18 protein-coding genes and 1 pseudogene are annotated in these 22,094 nt (G+C 40.5%); 8 read left to right on the forward strand and 11 right to left on the reverse strand.

Annotated features, from left to right (window positions below; genetic code table 11):
• Positions 1–39: 39 nt before the first annotated feature.
• The 7 genes and pseudogenes from WA338_RS02840 to WA338_RS02870 form a co-directional block, all read right to left on the reverse strand.
• Positions 40–1,062 (reverse strand): aldo/keto reductase, encoded by a 1,023-nt coding sequence (locus tag WA338_RS02840; RefSeq protein ID WP_272984525.1) that lies wholly within the window; start codon positions 1,060–1,062, stop codon positions 40–42.
• Between the two features lie 104 nt (positions 1,063–1,166).
• Positions 1,167–1,418: pseudogene (locus tag WA338_RS02845) on the reverse strand (dienelactone hydrolase family protein); the annotation flags it as partial.
• 133 nt (positions 1,419–1,551) lie between these two features.
• Positions 1,552–2,007, reverse strand: a complete 456-nt coding sequence (locus tag WA338_RS02850; protein WP_009778937.1) for a DUF6252 family protein — start codon at positions 2,005–2,007, stop codon at positions 1,552–1,554.
• A gap of 18 nt (positions 2,008–2,025) precedes the next feature.
• Entirely contained in the window at positions 2,026–2,571 is a 546-nt protein-coding gene (locus tag WA338_RS02855) for a hypothetical protein (protein WP_009778938.1), read from the reverse strand.
• Positions 2,572–2,627: 56 nt separating this feature from the next.
• Positions 2,628–3,278, reverse strand: coding sequence for a hypothetical protein (locus tag WA338_RS02860; protein WP_009778939.1), 651 nt, complete (start codon positions 3,276–3,278; stop codon positions 2,628–2,630).
• Between the two features lie 10 nt (positions 3,279–3,288).
• Positions 3,289–4,581, reverse strand: a complete 1,293-nt coding sequence (locus WA338_RS02865) for a hypothetical protein (protein WP_154648894.1) — start codon at positions 4,579–4,581, stop codon at positions 3,289–3,291.
• Between the two features lie 10 nt (positions 4,582–4,591).
• Positions 4,592–5,899: an OmpA family protein gene (locus tag WA338_RS02870; RefSeq protein WP_009778941.1), complete on the reverse strand. Its 1,308-nt coding sequence runs from the start codon at positions 5,897–5,899 to the stop codon at positions 4,592–4,594.
• A gap of 116 nt (positions 5,900–6,015) precedes the next feature.
• Between WA338_RS02870 and WA338_RS02875 the strand changes: the two genes are divergently transcribed.
• From WA338_RS02875 to WA338_RS02885, 3 genes are read left to right on the forward strand one after another with little or no spacing between them, the layout of a single operon-like run.
• On the forward strand, positions 6,016–6,555 hold the full coding sequence (locus WA338_RS02875; RefSeq protein ID WP_009778942.1) for an RNA polymerase sigma factor: 540 nt from the start codon (positions 6,016–6,018) through the stop codon (positions 6,553–6,555).
• Between the two features lie 2 nt (positions 6,556–6,557).
• Positions 6,558–7,286, forward strand: coding sequence for a tetratricopeptide repeat protein (locus WA338_RS02880; protein ID WP_009778943.1), 729 nt, complete (start codon positions 6,558–6,560; stop codon positions 7,284–7,286).
• A 22-nt stretch (positions 7,287–7,308) separates the two neighbouring features.
• On the forward strand, positions 7,309–10,341 hold the full coding sequence (locus tag WA338_RS02885; RefSeq protein WP_009778944.1) for a CHAT domain-containing protein: 3,033 nt from the start codon (positions 7,309–7,311) through the stop codon (positions 10,339–10,341).
• Between the two features lie 267 nt (positions 10,342–10,608).
• Here WA338_RS02885 and WA338_RS02890 read toward each other — a convergent pair whose 3' ends face one another.
• The 4 genes from WA338_RS02890 to WA338_RS02905 all read right to left on the reverse strand — a co-directional run bounded on the left by WA338_RS02890 (position 10,609) and on the right by WA338_RS02905 (position 14,595).
• On the reverse strand, positions 10,609–11,496 hold the full coding sequence (locus tag WA338_RS02890; RefSeq protein WP_009778945.1) for a dienelactone hydrolase family protein: 888 nt from the start codon (positions 11,494–11,496) through the stop codon (positions 10,609–10,611).
• Between the two features lie 17 nt (positions 11,497–11,513).
• The gene (locus WA338_RS02895) at positions 11,514–12,695 is read right to left on the reverse strand and encodes a hypothetical protein (RefSeq protein WP_009778946.1); all 1,182 of its coding nucleotides are present in this window, start codon (positions 12,693–12,695) and stop codon (positions 11,514–11,516) included.
• Between the two features lie 110 nt (positions 12,696–12,805).
• Positions 12,806–13,513, reverse strand: coding sequence for a LytR/AlgR family response regulator transcription factor (locus WA338_RS02900; protein ID WP_009778947.1), 708 nt, complete (start codon positions 13,511–13,513; stop codon positions 12,806–12,808).
• Positions 13,510–14,595, reverse strand: coding sequence for a sensor histidine kinase (locus tag WA338_RS02905; RefSeq protein WP_009778948.1), 1,086 nt, complete (start codon positions 14,593–14,595; stop codon positions 13,510–13,512). Before WA338_RS02905 ends, WA338_RS02900 begins: the two co-directional genes overlap by 4 nt.
• A 141-nt stretch (positions 14,596–14,736) precedes the next feature.
• Between WA338_RS02905 and WA338_RS02910 the strand changes: the two genes are divergently transcribed.
• The 5 genes from WA338_RS02910 to WA338_RS02930 are packed head-to-tail and all read left to right on the forward strand — an operon-like array spanning position 14,737 to position 22,076.
• A complete protein-coding gene (locus tag WA338_RS02910) occupies positions 14,737–16,992 on the forward strand; it encodes a GH92 family glycosyl hydrolase (RefSeq protein ID WP_272984524.1) in 2,256 nt (751 codons plus the stop codon).
• Position 16,993: 1 nt separating this feature from the next.
• On the forward strand, positions 16,994–18,868 hold the full coding sequence (locus WA338_RS02915; RefSeq protein ID WP_272984523.1) for a sodium:solute symporter family protein: 1,875 nt from the start codon (positions 16,994–16,996) through the stop codon (positions 18,866–18,868).
• A gap of 46 nt (positions 18,869–18,914) precedes the next feature.
• Positions 18,915–19,886 (forward strand): glycoside hydrolase family 130 protein, encoded by a 972-nt coding sequence (locus tag WA338_RS02920; RefSeq protein WP_009778951.1) that lies wholly within the window; start codon positions 18,915–18,917, stop codon positions 19,884–19,886.
• A 1-nt stretch (position 19,887) separates the two neighbouring features.
• Entirely contained in the window at positions 19,888–20,946 is a 1,059-nt protein-coding gene (locus tag WA338_RS02925) for a carbohydrate-binding family 9-like protein (protein ID WP_009778952.1), read from the forward strand.
• A gap of 8 nt (positions 20,947–20,954) precedes the next feature.
• Complete coding sequence (locus WA338_RS02930; protein WP_009778953.1) at positions 20,955–22,076, forward strand: hypothetical protein; 1,122 nt, start codon at positions 20,955–20,957, stop codon at positions 22,074–22,076.
• Positions 22,077–22,094 lie beyond the last annotated feature (18 nt).

A 22,094-nucleotide genomic window follows, 5' to 3' on the forward strand; every position in this document is an offset into this window, starting at 1 on the left:
ACCTCTGATGAAAATCAGAGGTTTTTTGTTTTTTTAAAATTACTGTCTATACCTAGATTGGCGTTGCACCATCCAGCCGGGATAAAGTTTCGGTTTTGGACTCACCGCATCTATTTTTTCTAGATCTTCTTTGCTTAAATTGATTTCGGTAGACTTGATGTTTGATTGAAGTTGGTCTATAGTTTTTGCACCAATGATTGTGCTGGTAACGCTTTTTTGATGGCGCACCCAAGCCAATGCAATTTCTGCTACCGAAACCTGATGTGTAGCTGCGAGTTCTTGCATCACATCAACCAAGCTAAACGCTTTGTCTTTATCAATAGGCGGAAAGTCAAAATCGGCTCTTCGGGATCCTTTTTCACTGCTGCCTTCTCGAGAATATTTACCGGTAAGGAAACCACCCGCTAACGGACTCCAAGGAAAAATCGCCAGATTATGATCTTGAGCCATCGGTACCAATTCGGTCTCAATATCTCTGGAAACAGCCGAATAATAATATTGCAAACCAATGAATTTTTGCCAGCCTTTGTGCTCAGCGATGGCTTGTGCTTTAGCAACCATCCACGCCGGCCAGTTGCAAATGGCGATATAACGCACTTTTCCGGTAGCAACGATATCATTGAGCGATTGTAAAATTTGTTCTACAGGTACTTTAGCATCTACACCGTGTACATATAAAATATCAATGTGATCCAGCTGTAAACGCTTTAAACTCGCATCAACCGAATTGAAAATATGATAGCGAGAAAGACCTACATCATTAGGGTTTTCGCTCATTGGGCCCAAAACTTTAGTTGCGACCACAACTTCATCGCGATTGATTCCTAGATCTTTCAGTCCTTGTCCTAGTAATTGCTCTGATTGCCCAAAGGAGTACACATTAGCCGTATCAATAAAATTGATTCCGGCGTCAAAAACCGCTTTGAGCATCTGGTTCACTTCTTTCTGAGGTACCGATGCGATCTGGCTCCACGTTCCTGCATCTACTCCGCCAAAGGTCATCGTCCCAAAACAAAGTTCAGATACCATGAGACCGGTATCGCCTACATAATTGAATTTCATGTTTTAAATTTTACTTTAAAGTTATGCAGCGCGGGGTTCTTCTGTTTTAAATTGAGGTTAAAGTTTGAGAGCACGTATTTAAACCTTCAATCAAAACGGATTAATCAGGACAGGTGTTCTTTAAAAAAGGCAATGGTACGTTCCCAGGCGAGTTCAGCGGCTTCTTTGTCGTAACGGGGTGTGGTCTTGTTGTGAAAGCCATGATTTACATCAGGATATAAAAACATCCCGTATTCTTTATTGTGCGCTTTCAGCTTAGCTTCATAAGCCGGCCATCCGGAATTTATACGCTCGTCGAGACCGGCATATTGCAATAAAAGCGGCGCTTGAATTTGATCAATATCTTCCGTAGGTTGCATGGCATGTATTAATATCTTAAGAACAACTATAAGAAGTTTTAGCTAAGGCAGGTGTGTAAAAAAAAGCCCCTCAAATGAGGAGCTTTAAAAAAGGCGTTTCACAAAACTTAAAATTCTTGTACTTCCTGTCTCAATAATGAACGGAGAAACTTCCGTTTTCTATGGTGTAACTGGCTGCTTCAGAGTTCATAGGTTTGCTCGTGAAATTAAAACTTCCCTTGATGTATTTGTTTTTAGTATCGTGGGACTCGATTATCAGCTGGCCGGCATTTGCAAATGAGAAATCTTCGTCTGTTTTTTGGTATTTACCCTGAATACCCATATCGTAACTGTATGTGCCGGCACCAGTATCCTGTGGTAAAAAAAGTTGAATATCCTCACCGTTACCCATACTGCCGCTTAATAACAATGTATTGGTGATTTCTGTAATGTGTCCTTCTGCAAATTTTGCAGTAAAGTCTTTGCCGTTAACGACCGCCGTAAAACTATTTTTGGACAAGTTTTTACCTGCTTTTGAATTTTGACAGGCAGATACGATTATCAGCAGCAAAAGCGCGATTGCCGCAAATGATTTCTTTGTTGTCATAGATTTAGTTTTAATGATTTAAATCCAGACGATAAGGTTGGCCTCTTCAATTTTACCGCTGCTACCCATGGGTATGGCTTTAATTTTAACCAAATATTTGCCCTTGGTGAGATTACCAGGATAAACGCCTTTTTCAAGTGGATTACCTTGCGCAAAAGTGAGTAGTGGGATAACGTCAAAGGCCTCTACAGGTTCGAGCATTTCACCGGGAAAAAAGGTAAGCGGTTCGCGTTTTACACTGCGCATCAGTTTTCCGTCTTTGTAGATCTCGGTCACAAAGGAGAAGAGTGCCACGCCACGGCCTTGTTGATCTTTAGGCAAGCCTGCTCCTTTAAATACAAATTGAATCTGATGTTTATTTGTTTTAAAATTCTTAAATAGATCTACAACGTTGCCTTGATTGAGGCGTAGCTCGACCGAAGATTTTCCGTTAACGAGCAGTTGACCTGCAACCTGAGCTTTTTGGCTAGGCGAGATGCTTCGGTTTAAACTGGTTTTTGAGATTTGCGCTTGGGCGAAAGCGACGCTAAAAACGATTGCGAAAAGAAGAGTTATTTTTTTCATGATTAAAAATGGAATTAATAAAAGTTTTAAAAGTGATTAGGTGTTTTTGGAGTTAATTATTCGACCCATATTTTGTCTATTGCATAATTCACTCCGGTGGCCGGAAAACCATAAAATTGGATCAGGACACTATCTACATCGGCAATGTCAAAAGCAGATGGGCTATCGGTCGTAGCTTTCTTGGCTGTTAGCTGTTCAAGCGGAATACTGATTACTTTTTTGCTGTTTACCCCCATAGCATTTATAGAACCTTGAAAGGGAAGGTGATTTTCTCTGTTACCTCTCCAGAATGCCCGGTTTGCACCATTAGACCACATATTGAGATAGACCCGGGCAAAATTGGTTTTGCCTTTCAAGCTGATTTTGATGGTTTTGTAACGGGATAAATCCATATTAAGCGCTCGCTCCCGGTTGCCACCATAGGTAATGTTCATTGAACTTGCAGTACCAAAGCCGGTACTGCTAATGAGAGTACCTTTTTGAATAGTGAGTTGAAAAAGCTGTTGATAAGGATTTTCGGTCACATTATACGTGATGTAGCGTGTGCCTCCCAGAATGTTTTTTCCGGGTTGTTCAATTTTTATTTTTTCGGCTTTTAGCGTTGTAATTTGCTTCAGAGGGCCGGTTGTAAAATCGTCCCATACCTGTTGTGCTTCTGCGAAAGCGAAACAGTGAACAACAAAAAGTAGATTGATAAGAGTTCTCATAATTTCTTTTTTAAAGAGGAAGCAACTCCATTGTGTAGTGATACCCGAAGCGTATTTTACCTTTTTTAGGTTCGATAATATCGCCATAGCCACGTACATAGCGCTTACCGCCAATGCTCTCCAGCCAAAAAGTGTCATTACTATTGGGTAGGCGTCTTCTGCCATTTGTCCCGTTTACCAGAGGATAATCTTCAGCACGGGTCTGGCCGCTTAAAAACTTTAAAACTTCTTTGAGTTCAATATTTCTCTTGGCGTTTATTCTTTCGTTTTCGGCAAAAACTAAAGCACCTCCTTTAGAAATAACCGGAAACTCGCGAAAAACAAATTGCATTTTTGCAGCGTACCGGCCTGGCTGAAATAAATTGATAGGATAGATAATGGGATAAACAGCGCTGTTGTTTATTTGTATGGCAGTACCTACCGGATAATTTTCTTTAAATCTGGCATCTGGGGTATATAAGCTTGACCGGTGTTCTGATACTTTTTGATCTCCTGTCTGTATATTAAAATTGCCCGGTTTTACATCAACTCCCATTGTTTGAAGTGAAGGGACAACATATACAAAACCCTGCTCTCGGTTAAATAAGTTATCAGCCCCATTACACTTAAAACTGTTTAAAGTGATTTTGAGCTTAAATTTAGGTTGGGGTGCAGTACTTCTGTCTGTTGTGGATGAGGTTGTGGTATTTTCCCTGACACGGGTACCGTTCCAGCTGCCGTATTCGTTAGCGTCAAATTTTCCTTTAAACGTGTTGTTGTCTGTGAAAATAAAGCTGCAAGTACGGGGTTCACGGCCTAGTGCGTTGGTATAATTGCCGGTAAAAATTTTTGTGCCAGCATATTTTCCCCAGATCATTCCACCTTTATCTCCATAATGTCCAGCAACAATTCCCGTAGGGCTGTGGATTAAGAAGAGGTCTTCATAATCAGTGTTCCATTGCCCTTTGAGATAGTGTTGCTTCACATCAGCCACAAGGTTACCGTCCCAAGAACCACCTTCGAGTTTGTATGTCCATCCCCATTTTCCGGTAAAGCCTTTGGCGGTTTTGGTAAACTTGAAATGGCCTTCTTTTCCATTATTGTAAAACACCCCAATGAGTTGATTATTACTAACGTACATTGATCGAATTCCGCCCAAATCACGGTAAGTACCCACTACATAGTTGGCTTTTTGATGTAGGATGATCTGGCCAAAATTAGTATTGTAAGTGCCAGTCCAATCTGTAGCTGTATTGGTGTCTTTAGCATGTGTCTGGCTCAATGACAGAGCTGTCATAAACAGAAGTAATAGTATACGTTTCATATGTTTAGGATTAAAGTTTAGAAATGGTCACACGACGGTTCAAGGCTTTGGCTGTAACAGTGTTTTCTGTTGAAACGGGCTCAGAAGATCCTTTGCCGGCAGTTTGAAGTCTTGAGCTATCTATACCAAATTCACTAACTAATGCCGCTTTTACCGCTTCGGCTCTGCTTTCAGACAAAGGCATATTTAAAGCAACATCTCCGTCAGAATCAGTATGTCCTGTAATAAGATAATTGCCGGTAGCATCGCTCTGGATGGCTTGTGCGATTTGCTTAATACTGGCATATGAAGCAGGCTGAATGCTGGCGCTACCACTGTCAAAAGTGATTCCATAAGCAGTATGGGTTCCATTTTTAAAAAGGCGCTCACCGCTCTCGACACCTGTGGCAAACTTGACATTGCCCAGATAGAAGTATTCATTTTTAGGACTCACGTTACTTTCAAAACGCAGCGTGCGGTAGTTTATCTCGCTCTCTGCCCCACGTGGAATGTCGAGCACTTTATCCTGATCAACATAGACTTTGATGCGACTGCCTTTTTTAAGAATGGCAATGTGATAGGGGACACCACTTTTCCCGTTTTTTGAAAATGCAGGATGGTTGTTGCTGCCTGAAACATTCATGCCTTTTTGAACGGTTTTCTTATTTAGCACTACCGCGCGAGTTGATGACGAATTGCTCAGGCTTATGGTGGTCACTTGTTTTCCGTAACTAAACTTATCCATATACATGTTGGGGTTCTCAAGTTCAGATAGTACCACATTTACATAGCGTTTAAAGGCATAGTTTTCTGCATTAAAGTCATACAGCATATCAAATTCTAGCGTAAAGTCTTTTGGTAAATCCTGAGGAATTCCTTCAAAAACATAAGTTCCCAAACCATTACCTATGCGCAACCATTTACCCGGTAGTGTAGAAAGTGTAACTACCTCTGCACTCGAGTTGGTATTCCATTTTTGAGGTAAATCACCCAAGAGATCTTCAGAGAAATCTTCAAAAGCCACAAGGTTTGTGCCTGGTACAAAGTCGTATTTGCTGTAAGCTTCAAAGCCCTTTTCCTCATAGCTTTCTGCAGTATCCTGAGGATACTCCATTTCATCCATCTCCATATCATCAGTCATAGGAAACTCTTCATCTTCATCCTCATCTTCGAGTCCTAATATTTTATCAACCTGTTTGTCGGCCTTGTCTTCCAGACTTTTTGTGGTTTTATCAAGTTTTTGCTCTAGCTTCTTGGTAAGCTTTTTTAAGAACTGGGCCTCAATAGTACCAGTGTAGCAAAAGGCCATCAGTACCAATAAAAATGTAAGGTGTTTCATAATATTTAGTTTTTAAGATTCACTCTTTTATGTATTCATTAGGAAAAGGTTAACATCATTTTTAAAAAATTGTATTTTTAAGTTTACGTGTTAACATTTTTCCATATGCTTCATTAATGATTGAAGAACCAACTCTAGAACAATTACGAACAGGAGATTCTGAGGCCTATACTAAAATTTATGAAGCTTATCGAGATAGCTTTCTTGGCTATGCCAGAAAGTATGAGCTTTCAGAGGAAGATGTCTTGGAGATTTATCAGGATAGTGTAGTAAAACTCTATGAAAATGTGATGAGCAGAAAGCTTAACAAGCTCACCAGTAGCCTAAAAACCTATTTGTTTAGTATTGGGAAGTTTAAGATTTATGAACAGTTGCGATACCGTAAGAAGCGAGTCAGTAGGGAAGAATCAGATTTTAAGACTGAAACTTTTGAGCAATCTTATTTTGAAGAACATCAGCTTACAGAACGCCAGATCGCGTTACGTAAACATTTTGAAACCTTAGGTGTACGCTGCAAAACACTGTTGAACTGCTTTTATCTCAAAGGCATGAGTCTGGAGGAGATCAAGCAAGCAGAACAGTATGAAAACGTCAATACGGTAAAGGCGGCAAAGTCTAGGTGTATGAAACAATTAAAAGAAAAAATGATCCCCTAATCATGAATAAAGAAGAACTTGTTGAACGTTATTTTTCAGGAATTCTAAGTGAAGATGAGGCACGCCGACTCCAGAAGGAGCTACAAAAGGATGCTGCTTTTTCAGAAGCCTTTGAGTTGGAAAAAGAGCTACAGGCAGTCTTGGTATCCAAAGGCAAAAACGATTTAAAGTCGAGGCTGTCTCATTTAGAGGCTGATAAGTACCTTAAAGATCAGTCGTCCCAAGGTTCCAATTGGTTGCGGTATGTGGCGGCAGCTGCTATAGTGATTGGTCTAAGTATTTTTGGGGCGCTATATATGGGTAACAATGCCACTCCAGAAGAATTGTATACAGAAAATTTTGAACCCTACCGCAATATCATTGCACCCGTGGTACGTGGTGGAAATGCTGAGAGTCTACTCGAAAAAAGCTTTGCGGCCTATGAGCGGGGCAACTTTGAGCAGGCCGAAGAAGCATTTGAAACCCTTTATGAAGCAAGCGGGGACCGGTATTTACTTTTTTACCGGGGTAATGCTCTTTTGGCTTTGGATCGTGTAGAAGAAGCTATTACTGTTTTTGAGTCGCATCAGGAAACCCAAGATAATTTTTACTATAAATCCAGGTGGTATTTGGCTCTGGCCTATCTAAAACACAATAAGCCCGAAATGGCTCTTACATTGCTTAAAGAACAAGTAAGTCAAAAGGCGTTTAATTATAGAGCTGCAGAAACCCTATTAAGTAAATTAGAATGACTTGCTTTTATAAATAGTATATATGGTTTTAAAACTAGCATTTACCCGATTTTTACTCGTTTGCTTTTGTAGCATTTCTTTTGTTTCTGCACAACAAATAGATACCAGTTCGTTGGACTATAAAAGGCAAGTAGCAGCATTAAAAACCTGGAAAAAACAAGAGGCTGCAGATCGTGGTTACCAGCGAGCAACTCTTGAAAAGCTCAATGATCTAAAATCCTATTTTTCTCAGGTTCCGCAAGGTAAACCTTATATTACCACCCTGATGGAGACCGCATTATATTATGAGCGTGAGAGGACCATAAAAGAGGCACTTCCAAAATACGAGTTGGCTCTTGAGGCCTTTAGAAAATCTTCCCTTAAGGACACCTGGCTAGTCAATAAACTATTAAACCGATATGCAGGTGCTTTATACGAGGCCGGAAAAAATCTTCAGGGGATCGCAATAACTAAAGAACTACTGGCTTTTAATAAAAAACACTATCAAGAGGAGGTGGGCAGAACATATTTAAACCTCGCTGCTATGTATACTAAATCTTCTAACAGGGAGCTGAGCTTAATCTATAACGACAGCGCATATCAACACACTAAAGAATCTGGTCTTGCAGATAATACTAATTTGGGAGCTTTTATTCAGTTTAATAAGGCCATGAGTTTAAGGGCTACAGGGGCCTATCAAGAATCCAGAGAGGCAATGCAACGCGCAAATAAGATTTATGATTCATTGAATTATCATACCATACCTTCTCGAAGGGTTAACTATTTATTGTACAATTCCTATGTGTTAAATGGCCCAGGCACGTTGCAGGCTTCAAAAGCATCAATAGAAGAAATTAGAGAGGCACTGGCTATTTTCGATTCTATAAATCCTTTAAACTACAATGCATATTATTTAAACATCCTTTATTCTGAGAACCTGTTTGTTTTAGAAGATTATAAAAAGGCATTAGAAGAAAATAAAAAGGGTATTGAAGTTTTAATACACAATTTTGGCATATCAAACCCAGACCTTTCTTTATCCTACGTACAGCAGGGACGTATCTACAATCGTTTACATGAAATAGATTCTGCGCGGATCTATTTTGAAAAATCTCTTTCCTTTTTTCCAAAGAGTAAAGACGAAGAGAATAAATATCGTTTCTCAGAGGTGGCACTTGAAGTGGCTTTGTTTTACGCACAACAAGGTGAAAGACAGAAAGCGATAGACCTTACACTGGCTGCTTTAAATTCGCTAAGCGTGGGTGTTAAGCTCAATTCTATTTTGCAAAATATAGATTTTTCTAAAATCCCTGCACACCCTGAGCTGGCTTCCCGTTTTTTTTTACAATCTAAAATATTAGAAAACCTTTATAAAGAAAATGAAGACCTAGCTTTGCTTGATCGAGCTTCACAGGCAATGCTTGATTGCCTAAAAGCTGTTAATCAGAGTAAAGAGGCTTTATTTAATCTCAAAAGCAAATCACGATTTTATGAACTAAAAGGGAACTATTTTGATAATGCCATTCGTATAACCCATGAGCTCTATGCAAAAACGCAACAAAAAGAGCACCTCAGAAGAGCGTTAGTGATTATGGAACTACATAAAAATGCCACCCTGCGTTCTCTTATTAATGACAGCAGGCAATACCTTGATAATTTAATTCCTTTGAAGGTGAGATCTGAAGAATTGGAGCTGCAGGCAGAAATTAATATTCTCGAAGAGCAACTGCAGCAACCCTATGATTCTCTTGTGCCTGCATTGGTTAAAGAACATGCTGCGCTTAAGGCAAGTGTCTTGGCCAAAAAAGAGGCTATGCATCAATGGCTTCTGCGAATCAAGAAGGAATACCCGGAATACTATGAATTGCAGTATAAAAACACAGACTGGATTGCATCTATTCAAAATGAAATTGATTCTTGGATGGAATCTTCGTCAGATGCGTTGACTATTCAGTTTTTTGAGAGTGAAACGTCGTGGTTTGTTATTGCAAGGAAAGGAGCAGACTTTAAATTTCTAAAGCTTGATCGAAGCGAGGCATTCAATAAGAATATAGATCAGTTTTTACTTGCGATTTCCAGTCCCGGAGAAATAGAATTTGCAAATGAAGGACTGGCCATTTACAGTCGGTTATTAGCACCTTTAGGTACAGGTTTTCTGTCAGCCCGGGATTATTTCATAATTCCAGATGGGACGCTGTCTTTCCTCCCTTTTGAAAGTCTCATTTCTAAGAAGCCGCAAAATGTTGGAGCCTGGAGTGATTATGCATATTTGATTAAAGAGCATCGATTTTCATACCTCAATTCTCTCTTAGAAGCCACCTATCAAAATCGCGAGCAGGTCTCCCAATCGGTGATGGTTTTTGCTCCTTTTGCATTTGTATCAGATCAATCAGGAACCATGAGAAGTTTGGCTAGCACCCATGGTTTGGGAGCGCTTGATTTTACAAATGATGAAGCCGAGGCTATTTATAATTTAAAAGAGGCTAAAATATTCAAAGCCTTCGATGCTACCGAAACTGCAGTCAAAGAACAAACAAAAGCCTTTGCTATATTACACTTGGCCACACACGCTGTGGTTGATGGTGAAAACCCTATGAGCTCCAAATTGATTTTTGCTAAGGACTCTTTAAACGACGGGTATTTGTACAATTATGAACTTCCTACATTAAATCTGGATGCTGATCTAGTCTGCTTATCAGCTTGCGAAACCGGTTTAGGGCAATATCAAAAAGGAGAAGGTGTTTTGAGTCTTGCTCGCGGATTTCAGTTGGCTCAAATCCCAAATATTATGATGACCCTTTGGAAAATTCCCGATGCTTCCTCTAGTGCCTTGATGACGGGTTTTTATGAAAATCTGGAAGATAATCGTTATGCAGATGCACTCCACAAGGCAAAATTAAATTTTGTGGATCAACAGGATGATACCTATGCACACCCGTATTATTGGAGCGCTTTTATTCTGGTAGGTCAGCCCGCCGAAAACACTATTTCTCACGTAATTATTTATACTATAGTGGGAATTTTGTTGGGGCTTGTTTGCTTTTATTTTATACGGAAACGTCGAAAAGGCGTTTAAAAAAAGGCGATTTTTTTAGTAGATTGTACACATATAAAAACATCAAGAGGGGTGATGGAGAAATTGATACGTTGATTTCTTAATATCAAATGAAGTACAAGAAAACATTCTTGCTTCCGAAAAAATAAATAGCGCAAAGCTCTACTATCTTTGAAAAGATATTCTAGTTGCCGCAAAGCGCTGCGCACAACGCAATTGAATAATTGCCCAAAGCTTCCGCAGCAGTACAAATAAAATAGCTCAGGATTATCTGGAACTTTGTGAAAGTTAATTGTTGAGGTGTTCTTTAAAAAAGGCAATGGTACGTTCCCAGGCGAGTTCAGCGGCTTCTTTGTCGTAACGGGGTGTGGTATTGTTGTGAAAGCCGTGATTCACATCAGGATATAAAAACATCCCGTATTCTTTATTGTGCGCTTTCAACTTGGCTTCATAAGCCGGCCATCCGGCATTTATACGCTCGTCGAGACCGGCATATTGCAATAAAAGCGGCGCTTGAATTTGATCAATATCTTCCGTAGGTTGCCCGCCATAAAAGGGAACGGAAGCTTTTAAAGTAGGCACTTTTACCGCCATCATATTGGAGATTGATCCCCCAAAGCAAAAGCCTACAACGCCTACATTTCCGTTACAGTCCTCGTGATTTAGAAGATACTCATAAGCAGCGATAAAATCTTCAAGCATCTCTTTGCTGTCACGTTTGCGCTGCATCGCACGACCGTCATCATCATTACCGGGATAACCACCTAACGGACTCAACGCATCGGGTGCAATGGTGATAAAACCTTCAAGTGCTGCGATACGGGCTGTGTCTTCGATGTAGGGGTTGAGTCCGCGATTCTCGTGTACTACTACAATACCGCCTAATTTTGTTCTGGCGTCTTTAGGTTTTGAAAGTAAAGCTTTTATGCTTCCGCCGCCCTTAGGAGAATTGTAAGTGATGAACGTTGAATCCAGATTGGGATCGTTAGGTGCGATTTGCCTCGTGGTTTCATAATCTGGCATCAAAAAACTTAAAAGCGCAGGCACAGTGATGCTGCTAGCTGCAAAAAGCGATAAACGCTCTACAAATTCTCGACGTTCTAGTTTATTATGCGCATAAGCGTCATACAGATCAAAAACTTCTTGTTGAATGTCTTCTTTTTTGAGCGTTTTCATATTCAGATTATTTTAGGTTATTGCGTTATATACATCACGGCAGAATCTTCGATATATTTTGAAGGGTTAAAAACGGCATTAAAGTTAGAATCTACTTGATCGATGCTGCTTTGCAACTCGAGTAGTTTGGTTCTGAATTCATCAGCAAAGGCGTCATTTTTAGAAAACTGCGTAATAAGTTCTTGGTACTTGCCTATGTTACTTTTCATACGTAAGGTAAGTTGACCAAAACGCTGGCGTAGCGATTGTGTTTTTACCATAAAGCGTTCTACTTCGGTAAGCCAGTCTTTATTTCCTTCTTTTTCCCATTTTGAAATACGGTCGTTTATCGCCTTTCTAAAGTTGTTTTTTAAGGTTTCACGTTCACTGTCTAAGGTTGCATTTTGATATTGCTTAACCGCGCTCATATCTAGCCCGTAATATTTTGCTTGTTCTTCTAGCAAGCGCTTGTATTCGTCTTCAAGCTTATTAAGCTCTTCATTGATGCTGGTCCACTCGTTGTCAATAATGCTCTGTTGCTGGCTGAACTGACTCGCAGTATTGAGCACGTTGAGCATTGCCGGAGTTTGATCACGCAGATCGCGACCGGTTCCTCCTACGATTTCCATTGCTGAAGTGATTCCTGTAGAAAAAGTTTGAAAAAGCGAACCATAAAGCGGCACGTTGCTCGCAGGCTCATTTAAAACCGTGATGCTTTTATTGATGAGATCAAGCCAATTGTCCTTGCCTTTTTTACGCTCGTACCATTCTTGATATTCCTTAAACCAGGCTTCATACGCAGGATAATTCATAGGATTATTTATCGCAGCTACTTTGCTGAAGAATTCCTGAGAAGAAAGTAGCAAGTTGCTGGGTTTAATATCGCGATGAATGCTCATCAACTCGGTAAAAGCGAGTTGACCATTCAGTTTAAGCTGAATTTTTCTTGAATTTTCAAGAAGGGTGATGCGGTTTTCCTGTTTAGAAATGATGCTATCCAGGCTTCCCAAACGCTGACTGGTGCGATTAGGGTTTAAGTCTGAAAACTCGCCCTGAAGCGATTTTAGTTTGATCGCATTATCTTCTAATTGTTTGTTGAGGTTGAGCAGTAAGGAGTCACGCTCTTTTATAATTTGTTCCGAAACCTGATCTTGACCGTAGCTGCCTGTAATGGCAAATACACCAAAAATCATCAGGAAAATTCGATTCATGTAATTCATACAGTTAATAGTTTAAAACCAAAAATAGCGAATTAACCTTTGGTAAACTGTTAACATTTCAAGGCCTAAACTAGTTCATAATCTAGGAGTTACACGAGGGCTTTAACATTTTAATTTCCTGATTGCTTGTGAAGTATAGCGTTTTTAGCATCTTCGAGATAGTTGCGGCCTATGGTATAACGCTTGTTTGCAATCTCGACACTATTGCCTTCAACAGCTTCTACTTTATTGATATTTGCCGTGTACGAGCGATGAATACGCACAAACTGATTGCTGGGTAATTCATCGGTAAAGCTGCCCAGTGTTTGATGCACGACATAATTGCCGTTAATAGTGATGATTTTGATATAATCTTTGAGGCTTTCTACGAGAAGAATATCGTCGAGATATACTTTTTTCATTTTCTTCTTATCTACCTTAACAAAGATCGACTCGTTTTCTGTTGTAGTTTTTGGGCTTTCTTGCTTTTTTGCAAGGGCTTTATTGGTGGCTTTTAAAAAGCGTGGGAGCGAGATGGGTTTAACGAGGTAATCCAGAACTTCGAGTTCAAAACCTTCAACAGCATATTCTTCGTGCGCTGTGGTTAAAATGACCATAGGCTTGGTGTCTAGGCTTTTTAAAAAGCTAAGGCCGTCAAGCACCGGCATATTGATATCTAGAAAAAGAAGGTCTACCTCGTTGCTGCGTAAAAAGTCTAAGCTTTCTATAGCGTTGTCAAATGTTTTTATGATTTCCAAGCCTTTGAGTTGTGCAATATGATTTTTAATCACATTGATGGCTAGGGGTTCATCGTCTATGATCACACATTTTAAACTCATAATAATCTCAATTTTAAATATACTTTATATTCATTGTCCTCTTCATAAATTTTCAACTCATAATCCTGAGCTCCGTAGCCCAATTTAAGGCGTTTTTCAACATTTTCAATCCCAATACCGCCGGCATCAGGTATTTTATTGCGTAACTCTTTTTGAGGCAGGGTGTTGCTCATTTTAAAATATAAAAACGAATCTTTGATATCGAGATGAATGTTGATTTTTACTTTGCCTATATTCTTGCTGGCACCGTGCTTAAAGCCATTCTCAATAAAATGAATGAGCAACATAGGGGCGATATTTTTGCCTTTGGGGTTGCCTGTAACTTCAAACTTTAAATCCAGTTTTTTGTTGTACCTGATGTGCTCAAGATCAAGATAATTTTGAATAAACTTGATTTCTTTGGCCAGCGGTTGCCTTTTTTCTTTGGTTTCATACAACAAATACCGCATCAAGTCAGAAAGTTTTAAAATGGTTTCCGGCGTATTTTCAGATTTCTCAAGACTTAAGGAATAAATGTTATTCAAGGTGTTGAAGAAGAAATGAGGAGAGATCTGTGAACGTAAAAAACGCAATTCGGTTTCCAGATTTGACTTAGCCAGATTTGCAGCGATTTGTCTTTCGCGCAGCCAATCTATCGTAATTTTGATAGCAGCTCCAAACGAGATTACATACAATTCGCCCAGCATCATGACCACGACATAATTCACTCCAAGACTTGTGGTTTCTTCGGGCCCTTCTGGCCAAACATTGTTACTGATCAAGAAATAGGTAAGTTCATATTTAATGATTACCATAATAAAAATCGCACCAATAAGACTCAGGCTAAAAAGGATGTATTTGCGCTTATAGATAAACATCGGGATCAATACATACACCGTAAAATAGGTGAGTGAGATGTGAATAGGAAACCCTAATATGTTGGCTTTAAAGGAGTATAGGTAGTCATTGTAATAACTTCCCCAACGCAAAAAATTGAATAAAAAATAGACAATCCAAAAAATCAGATGGTGCGTAAGATTAATTTTATAACCCGTATTTGCATTGAGCAAAAAGTTATTTCTAAAAGAATGGCGAAGGGGCATAGGTCAAAAGTCGGTTTTTAAGCTGTTTAGCTTTTGAAAACTGTTGTTGGTCTAATAAAAGCTAGAATCCGGGATAAGATATTACATATTTATTAAAATTCTTAGCAGAATACGCCCATTGAGGCGCAAACAGGCATACAAATGTTAAAAAAAACTTTCTATATTCTTCTAATTTTTGGAGTTGCAGCGTGTAAAAATGATGCAGAACCTCAAGCTGAAGCAAAAACAGATTTAAACCTTACCTCCAGTGTAGATCCGTTTATCGGTACAGGAGGTCATGGGCATACCTATCCCGGTGCTACCGTGCCTTTTGGGATGGTGCAGGTGAGTCCGGATAACGGTACAAACGGCTGGGACTGGTGTTCCGGTTATCATTATTCTGATTCTATCGTTTCAGGGTTTAGCAACTTGCACTTAAGCGGAACCGGAATTGGCGACCTTGCCGATATTCTTTTTATGCCTACCAACAAGGAGGTAGATCTTACCGGAAGCTATGAGAAGCCTGCAGACCGACCTTATGCTTCAAAATATTCACACAAACGCGAGAGTGCCGAGCCAGGCTACTACTCGGTGTATCTTGAAGATTCGCAAATAAAAGTGGGGCTTACCGCAACACAACGCACTGGCTTTCAGAAATACAATTATGAAGGAGCGGGAGAAGCTTCAGTTGTACTTGATCTGGGCTTTGCGATCAACTGGGATGCGCCAACCGAAACTGCGATAAACATTGAAAATGAAACTACAATAAGTGGATATCGCCACAGCACAGGGTGGGCAAAAAATCAGAAAGTGTTTTTTGTAGCCGAATTTTCAAAACCGATTGCCAGACATATTTTGGTTCAGGATAAAAAAGTGATCGAAACAGATAGCGTTGCCGGAAAAATCACAGCCGCCCAGTTTTTCTTCAATATTGACGGGAGCCGTGATGTGAGCGTAAAAGTTTCGGTTTCTTCGGTAAGTGTGGCTAACGCTAAAGCGAATTTTGCTGAAGCGGCCGATACCGATTTTGAGACTGCTAAGGCTGAAGCTAAAAAGACCTGGGAAAAGCAACTCGAACATATCGTAGTTGAAACGCCTACCGATTCTTTAAAAACGATTTTTTATTCAGCATTGTATCACACCCAGATTGCTCCGGTAACTTTTGGAGATGTAAATGGGGAGTTTCGATTAGAAAATGACAGCATTGCTAAGGCCGATTTTACGGCATATTCTACGCTTTCTTTGTGGGATACCTTCCGTGCAGAAAACCCATTACTTACGCTTTTGGAACCAGAAAAAGTAAGTGATATGGTAAACTCGATGCTTACGTATTATGAGGTGAACAAGAGTCTGCCGGTGTGGACACTCTACGGAAATGAAACCAACACTATGACGGGTAATCACGCGATTCCTGTGATTGCAGAAGCTTATTTTAAAGGGATTAAAGGTTTTGATGCAGAAAAGGCTTTTGAGGCGATGAAAAACACGCAGATGCGTGACGCACGCGGACTCAAATTCCTTAAAGAGTATGGGTATATTCCTTGGGATAAAATAGATGAGAGCGTCACTTTTAATCTGGAGTACGCATACAACGACTGGTGTGTGGCGCAAATGGCAAAAGCTTTAGGCCACGAAGAAGATTATCAATATTTCAAGGAACGCTCCAAGTCTTATGAAAAATTATACGATGCCGAAACCGGCTTTATGCGTGGGAAGTCTTCAACAGGAGAGTGGCACGAGCCTTTTGATCCTAAATTTTCAAGACACCGCGAGAATACAGATTACACCGAAGGGAACGCGTGGCAACACAGTTGGTTTGTACTTCACGACACCGATAATTTTATAGCGCTTCACGGCGGTGCCGAACCCTTTACCGAGATGCTCGAGCAGTTGTTTACAGAGAGTTCAGAAATTACTGGAGAGCATATCTCTAATGATATTTCAGGTTTGATAGGTCAATATGCACACGGTAATGAGCCAAGTCACCACATAGCCTATTTATTCAACCGTGCGGGTAAGCCTTGGAGAACACAATATTGGATAAATCAAATTCTTAAAACGCAGTACAACACTACGCCTAATGGATTGAGTGGTAATGAAGATGCCGGTCAAATGTCTGCCTGGTATGTTTGGAGCTCGATGGGACTGTATCCTTTTAATCCTGCAAGTGCGACGTATGAAATAGGAAGTCCGGTTTATGAGAAATCAACGATCAATCTTCCGTCAGGAAAAACCTTTACCATAAGTGCAGCAGGTGTTTCAGAAGACAATTTCTACATACAGTCGGCTACACTTAACGGAGAGGCGTTTAACCAAACCAGCATCACGCACGAGCAAATCACAGCTGGTGGTGAGTTGAAATTAGTAATGGGAGCAACACCTAATAAAAATTGGGGTGTAGCAGCACAGGCAGAGTAATATGGATAGTATTGATGTAATTATAATTGCAGTTTACCTGCTGCTTACTATTGGGATTGGAGTTTACGTAGCAAAGAAGGCCTCAAAAGGACTTGACTCTTATTTTCTAGGAGGTAAAAGTATCAAGTGGTACTATTTAGGCTTGAGTAACGGCTCGGGAATGTTTGACGTTTCTGGAACGGCTTGGATGGTAGGAATCCTCTTTTTATATGGGGTTAAGAGCTTCATGTTTATGTGGATGTGGCCCATTTTTAATCAGGTTTTTGTGATGATGTTCTTGGCCGTTTGGATACGTAGATCTAACGTGATGACCGGTTCAGAATGGATTCTCTCGCGTTTTGGCGATGACAAAGCCGGCCGTGCTTCGCATTTGATCGTAGCGATCTTTGCGGTGGTAGCTTCGGTAGGATTTATTGCCTACTTTTTTGAAGGAGCCGGTAAATTTATGACGGTGATCTTACCTTGGGATGTAAGTTTGGTTCTGGGCGATGTCACACTTTTAAATGCGGAACAAGTCTATGCGCTAATTCTTATTTTACTTACAACGATCTACACGATCAAGGGCGGAATGTTCTCTGTAGTTTCTACCGAAGTATTGCAGTTTGGGATTATGGTTCTTGCGGGAATTTTGGTAGCCGGATACACCTTTTTCTCCTTTACCGATGCTGAAATTACAGCCTTGATTCCTGAAGAATGGACTACAGTAACTTTTGGTAGCCAGCTCACCGGATTCTGGGCAGGTGATTTTGAAGAATTCAACACGCTCATTGATACGCAGGGTTATAAGATGTTTGGCGCTTTTGTGGGGATGAGTCTGTTTAAAGGATTCTTTGCAAGTATTGCCGGGCCAACGCCTAGTTATGATATGCAACGTATTTTATCTACACGCACCGCCAAAGATACAGCCTATATGAGCGGATTTACCAACTTGGTTTTGTTCATTCCGCGGTATTTGATGATCGCTGCAATTGTACTTTTGGGTCTGGTTTACATCGCACCAGAGTTGGCAAACTCAGGAGGTGTAACCAGTAATGATCTTGAGGTGATTCTTCCGCAGGTGATCAATAATCACGTTCCGGTAGGAATCAAAGGGCTGTTGCTTGCAGGATTGTTGGCGGCTTTTATGTCTACGTTTTCGGCTTTTGTAAATGCAGGTCCTGCTTATATCGTAAATGATATTTATAAGAAATATTTTAAACCTGAAGCTTCAGATAGGCATTATGTAAAAGCAAGTCACGTGGCTTCTTTTGCAGTGGTAACTCTAGGGGTCATTATGGGATTCTTTGCAGATTCGATCAACTCGATCACCCTTTGGATTACGAGTTCGTTGTACGGTGGTTATGTAGCTGCCAATTTCTTAAAATGGATCTGGTGGCGTTTTAACGGCTGGGGGTATTTTTGGGGGATGTTGAGCGGTTTGATAGTTGCGACGCTTCAGTTTATGATAGATCAAGGTGCATCAACGTATGCAGAAGGAAGCTTCTTGTACTGGTATGCACATATTCCGGCAATTTATTTATTTCCGGTAATTCTCGGCTTTTCCCTTTTAGGATCTTTTCTGGGAACCTATCTGACTCCACCAACGGCGACAAAAACCTTAAAGCGTTTTTACACTTCGGTACATCCTTGGGGCTGGTGGAAACCGGTGCGCGAGCAATTAACCGAAGAAGAGCAAGTAGGAAAAAATAAAGATTTTGGCTTAGATATGTTCAACTGTATCGTGGGTATAGTATGGCAATCAAGTATGATTTTACTGCCTATTTATTTGGTGGTTAGAGATTATGAGAAAACTGCAGTAAGCTTTTTAGTATTTGGGGTAACCTCGCTTATTCTAAAGTTTACGTGGTTAGACAAGGTTAAAAAATTAAAAAACTAAACAAGAAAAAAGACACCGTAACAGGTGAATAATAGAAGTATATTTTATGAGTACAACGCAAATCCCTTGGCAAGACAGACCGGCAAACAGCACAGATGTAATGTGGCGTTATGATGCAAATCCTATTATAGACAGGTATGCAATTCCTAGTTCTAACAGCATTTTTAACTCTGCGGTAGTGCCGTTTGAAGATGGGTATGCCGGGGTTTTTAGATGTGATAACAAAGCGGTGCAAATGAATATTTTTGCAGGCTTTAGTAAAGATGGAATCGACTGGGAGATCAATCACGATCCGATCGAGTTTGGTGCCGGAAATACAGAGATGATCGAGTCTGATTACAAGTACGATCCGCGTGTTTGTTTTATCGAGGATCGCTATTGGATCACATGGTGTAACGGTTATCACGGTCCTACCATTGGTATTGGGTATACCTTTGATTTTAAAGAATTCTTTCAGTGCGAAAATGCCTTTCTCCCCTTTAATAGAAATGGTGTATTGCTTCCGCAGAAAATAGACGGGAAATACGCGATGTTAAGCCGCCCGAGTGATAACGGTCACACGCCTTTTGGAGATATTTACATCAGCTACAGCCCAGATATGAAATATTGGGGCGAGCACCGTTGTGTGATGAAAGTCGCGCCGTTTACAGACAGCGCTTGGCAGTGTACAAAAATTGGTGCAGGTCCTGTACCTATTTTAACTGATGAAGGTTGGTTGCTGTTTTATCACGGGGTGATCAATACCTGCAACGGATTTAGATATTCGGTAGGAGCGGCGATCTTAGATAAAGACAGCCCGGATAAAGTATTGTATCGCAGTCAGCCGTATTTATTAGCGCCTGCAGCGCCTTACGAATTGGTAGGTGATGTGCCTAATGTGTTGTTCCCTTGTGCTACATTGCATTCTGTAGAAGAAGATAAGGTGGCGTTGTATTACGGAGCGGCAGATACCGTAACTTCGGTAGCTTTTGGAAAACTGAGCGAGATCATAGATTTCGTTAAAAATAACAGCTTATAATATGATTAAGAACACAATTTCACTACTGTTTCTATTAGTGTCTTTTTTGAGTTGTGCTCAGGAACAAGTGCCACGTTCTTATGTGGCACATCATATAGAAACACCTCTTGAGATTGATGGCAAGGCCGATGAAGAAGTCTGGCAGAAAGCACCATTTTCTGCATCGTTCATCGATATAGAAGGTGTAAAAACACCCAAGTATGATACGCGTGTAAAAATGCTTTGGGATGATGAAAACCTATATTTCTATGCCGAACTTAAAGAGCCGCACGTGTGGGCAACACTAAAGCAACGTGATACGGTAATCTTTTACAATAATGATTTTGAGATTTTTATAGATCCTGACGGCGACACGCATAACTATTACGAGTTTGAGATGAATGCCCTCAATACGGTTTGGGATTTACTTCTGGTAAAACCCTATCGCGAGTCGGCTCCTGTACTCGACAGTTGGGATATTCAAGGCTTGCAAACTGCAGTTTCTATTGATGGAACTTTGAACGATCCTACAGATACAGATGCGGGTTGGAGTGTTGAGATTGCGATGCCTTGGGAAGTCTTAAAAGAAGCTAGCGGAAGCAATGACCTGCCCACAGATCAATTTTGGCGCATTAATTTTTCTCGTGTGAATTGGGATCACCAATTAGACGGCGAGACCTACAGCCGTAAAAAGGATGCTGAAGGCAACTTTTTACCCGAATACAATTGGGTGTGGTCGCCGCAAGGTGTGATCAATATGCACGAACCCGAGCATTGGGGCTATGTGTATTTTTCTACCAAGCCGGTTTCAGACGAAGTTACGTTTGAAATTCCGCAGGAGGAAAAAATACGCTGGAAATTGTATGAATTTTACCGTGCTCAAAAAGCCTATTTTTCTGAGCATAAAGCTTGGGCAACTTCGCTTGAAGCAATTGAGGCTGAAAGCTTTCAGCTAGATCAAAAAACTATAACTCCGGTTTTGGATAATCATAACTATGGTTGGTCTATAACTGTCGAAAGTCCATATTCTGATGCGAGCTATCGCATTCAGGAAGATGGCAAATATTCAAAAATTAATTAAGGAAATCTATGAAACTAAAACTTGTAATCGTAGCGCTATTCACGATAATAGCTACTTCTTGTATTGATAATATGCATCCTGCAGGAAGCAAAGAAGAGGCTGCAGAGCCTACAACTGCTGCTGCATCTGCTGCATCTGACGATTTTAAATTCTGGACTTGGACGACTGCAGATCCTAAGCGTAGCGATGATTCTTATGTAGAGGAATTTAAGAAGTATGCTGAAAATGGTCTGGATGCTGTTTTGATCAATACCAATGCAGATGCAGATTTATTAGCCCGCCTTACTCCTTTAGCAACCGCTGAAGGTCTTGAGGTGCACGCTTGGATGTTTACGATGAACCGCCCCGGAGACACGGTAGCGCTTAAACACCCGGAGTGGTATGCGGTAAGCAAAGAAGGAAATTCAACGTTTGACCATCGTCCGTATGTAGATTATTATCAGTTTTTATGCCCTACGCGTGAGGGATCGCGTAATCACATTTTAGGTTTGATCGACAAGCTTACTCAGGTAGAAGGTGTGAGCAGTTTCCATCTGGATTACATTCGTTATCCAGATGTGTTCTTACCAATAGGTCTTTTACCAAAATACGATCTCGTTCAAGACACAGAGTTGCCTGAATATGATTTCTGTTATTGCGACGCTTGTATTGCAAAGTTTGAAGAAGAGCATCATAAAAATCCGTTAGAATCACACAACACGGCGATCGATATGGAGTGGAAACAATTCCGTTTAAATCAGATCAAAGCTGTTGTTGACGATGCCTATGAGATTGCGCATAAAAACGGAAAACTCTTAACAGGAGCTGTTTTTCCTTATCCTGAAATGGCAGACCATATGGTGCGTCAGCGTTGGGATAAATGGAACATCGATGTGGTTTTACCTATGATCTACCACAATTTTTATAACGAAGAGATCGACTGGATTGGCTTTGCTACCGGTCAGGGTGTAAAAGATCTTGAAGGAACAGGTACAGAATTGCATACTGGTATTTATGTGCCAGAAATGAGTCCCGAAGATCTTGCAACGGCCATTCAGCTTGCAAAAGATAACGGTGCAAAAGGAGCATCCTTTTTTGACGGAAATGCGCTTACGCCAGAATTACTTGAGGTAATTAAGGCTGCAAACTAAGCCTGGCATAAGGCTTTA

This window comes from Leeuwenhoekiella sp. CH_XMU1409-2, from assembly GCF_037029365.1.
In the GTDB taxonomy this organism is placed as follows: Bacteria; Bacteroidota; Bacteroidia; order Flavobacteriales; family Flavobacteriaceae; genus Leeuwenhoekiella; species Leeuwenhoekiella blandensis.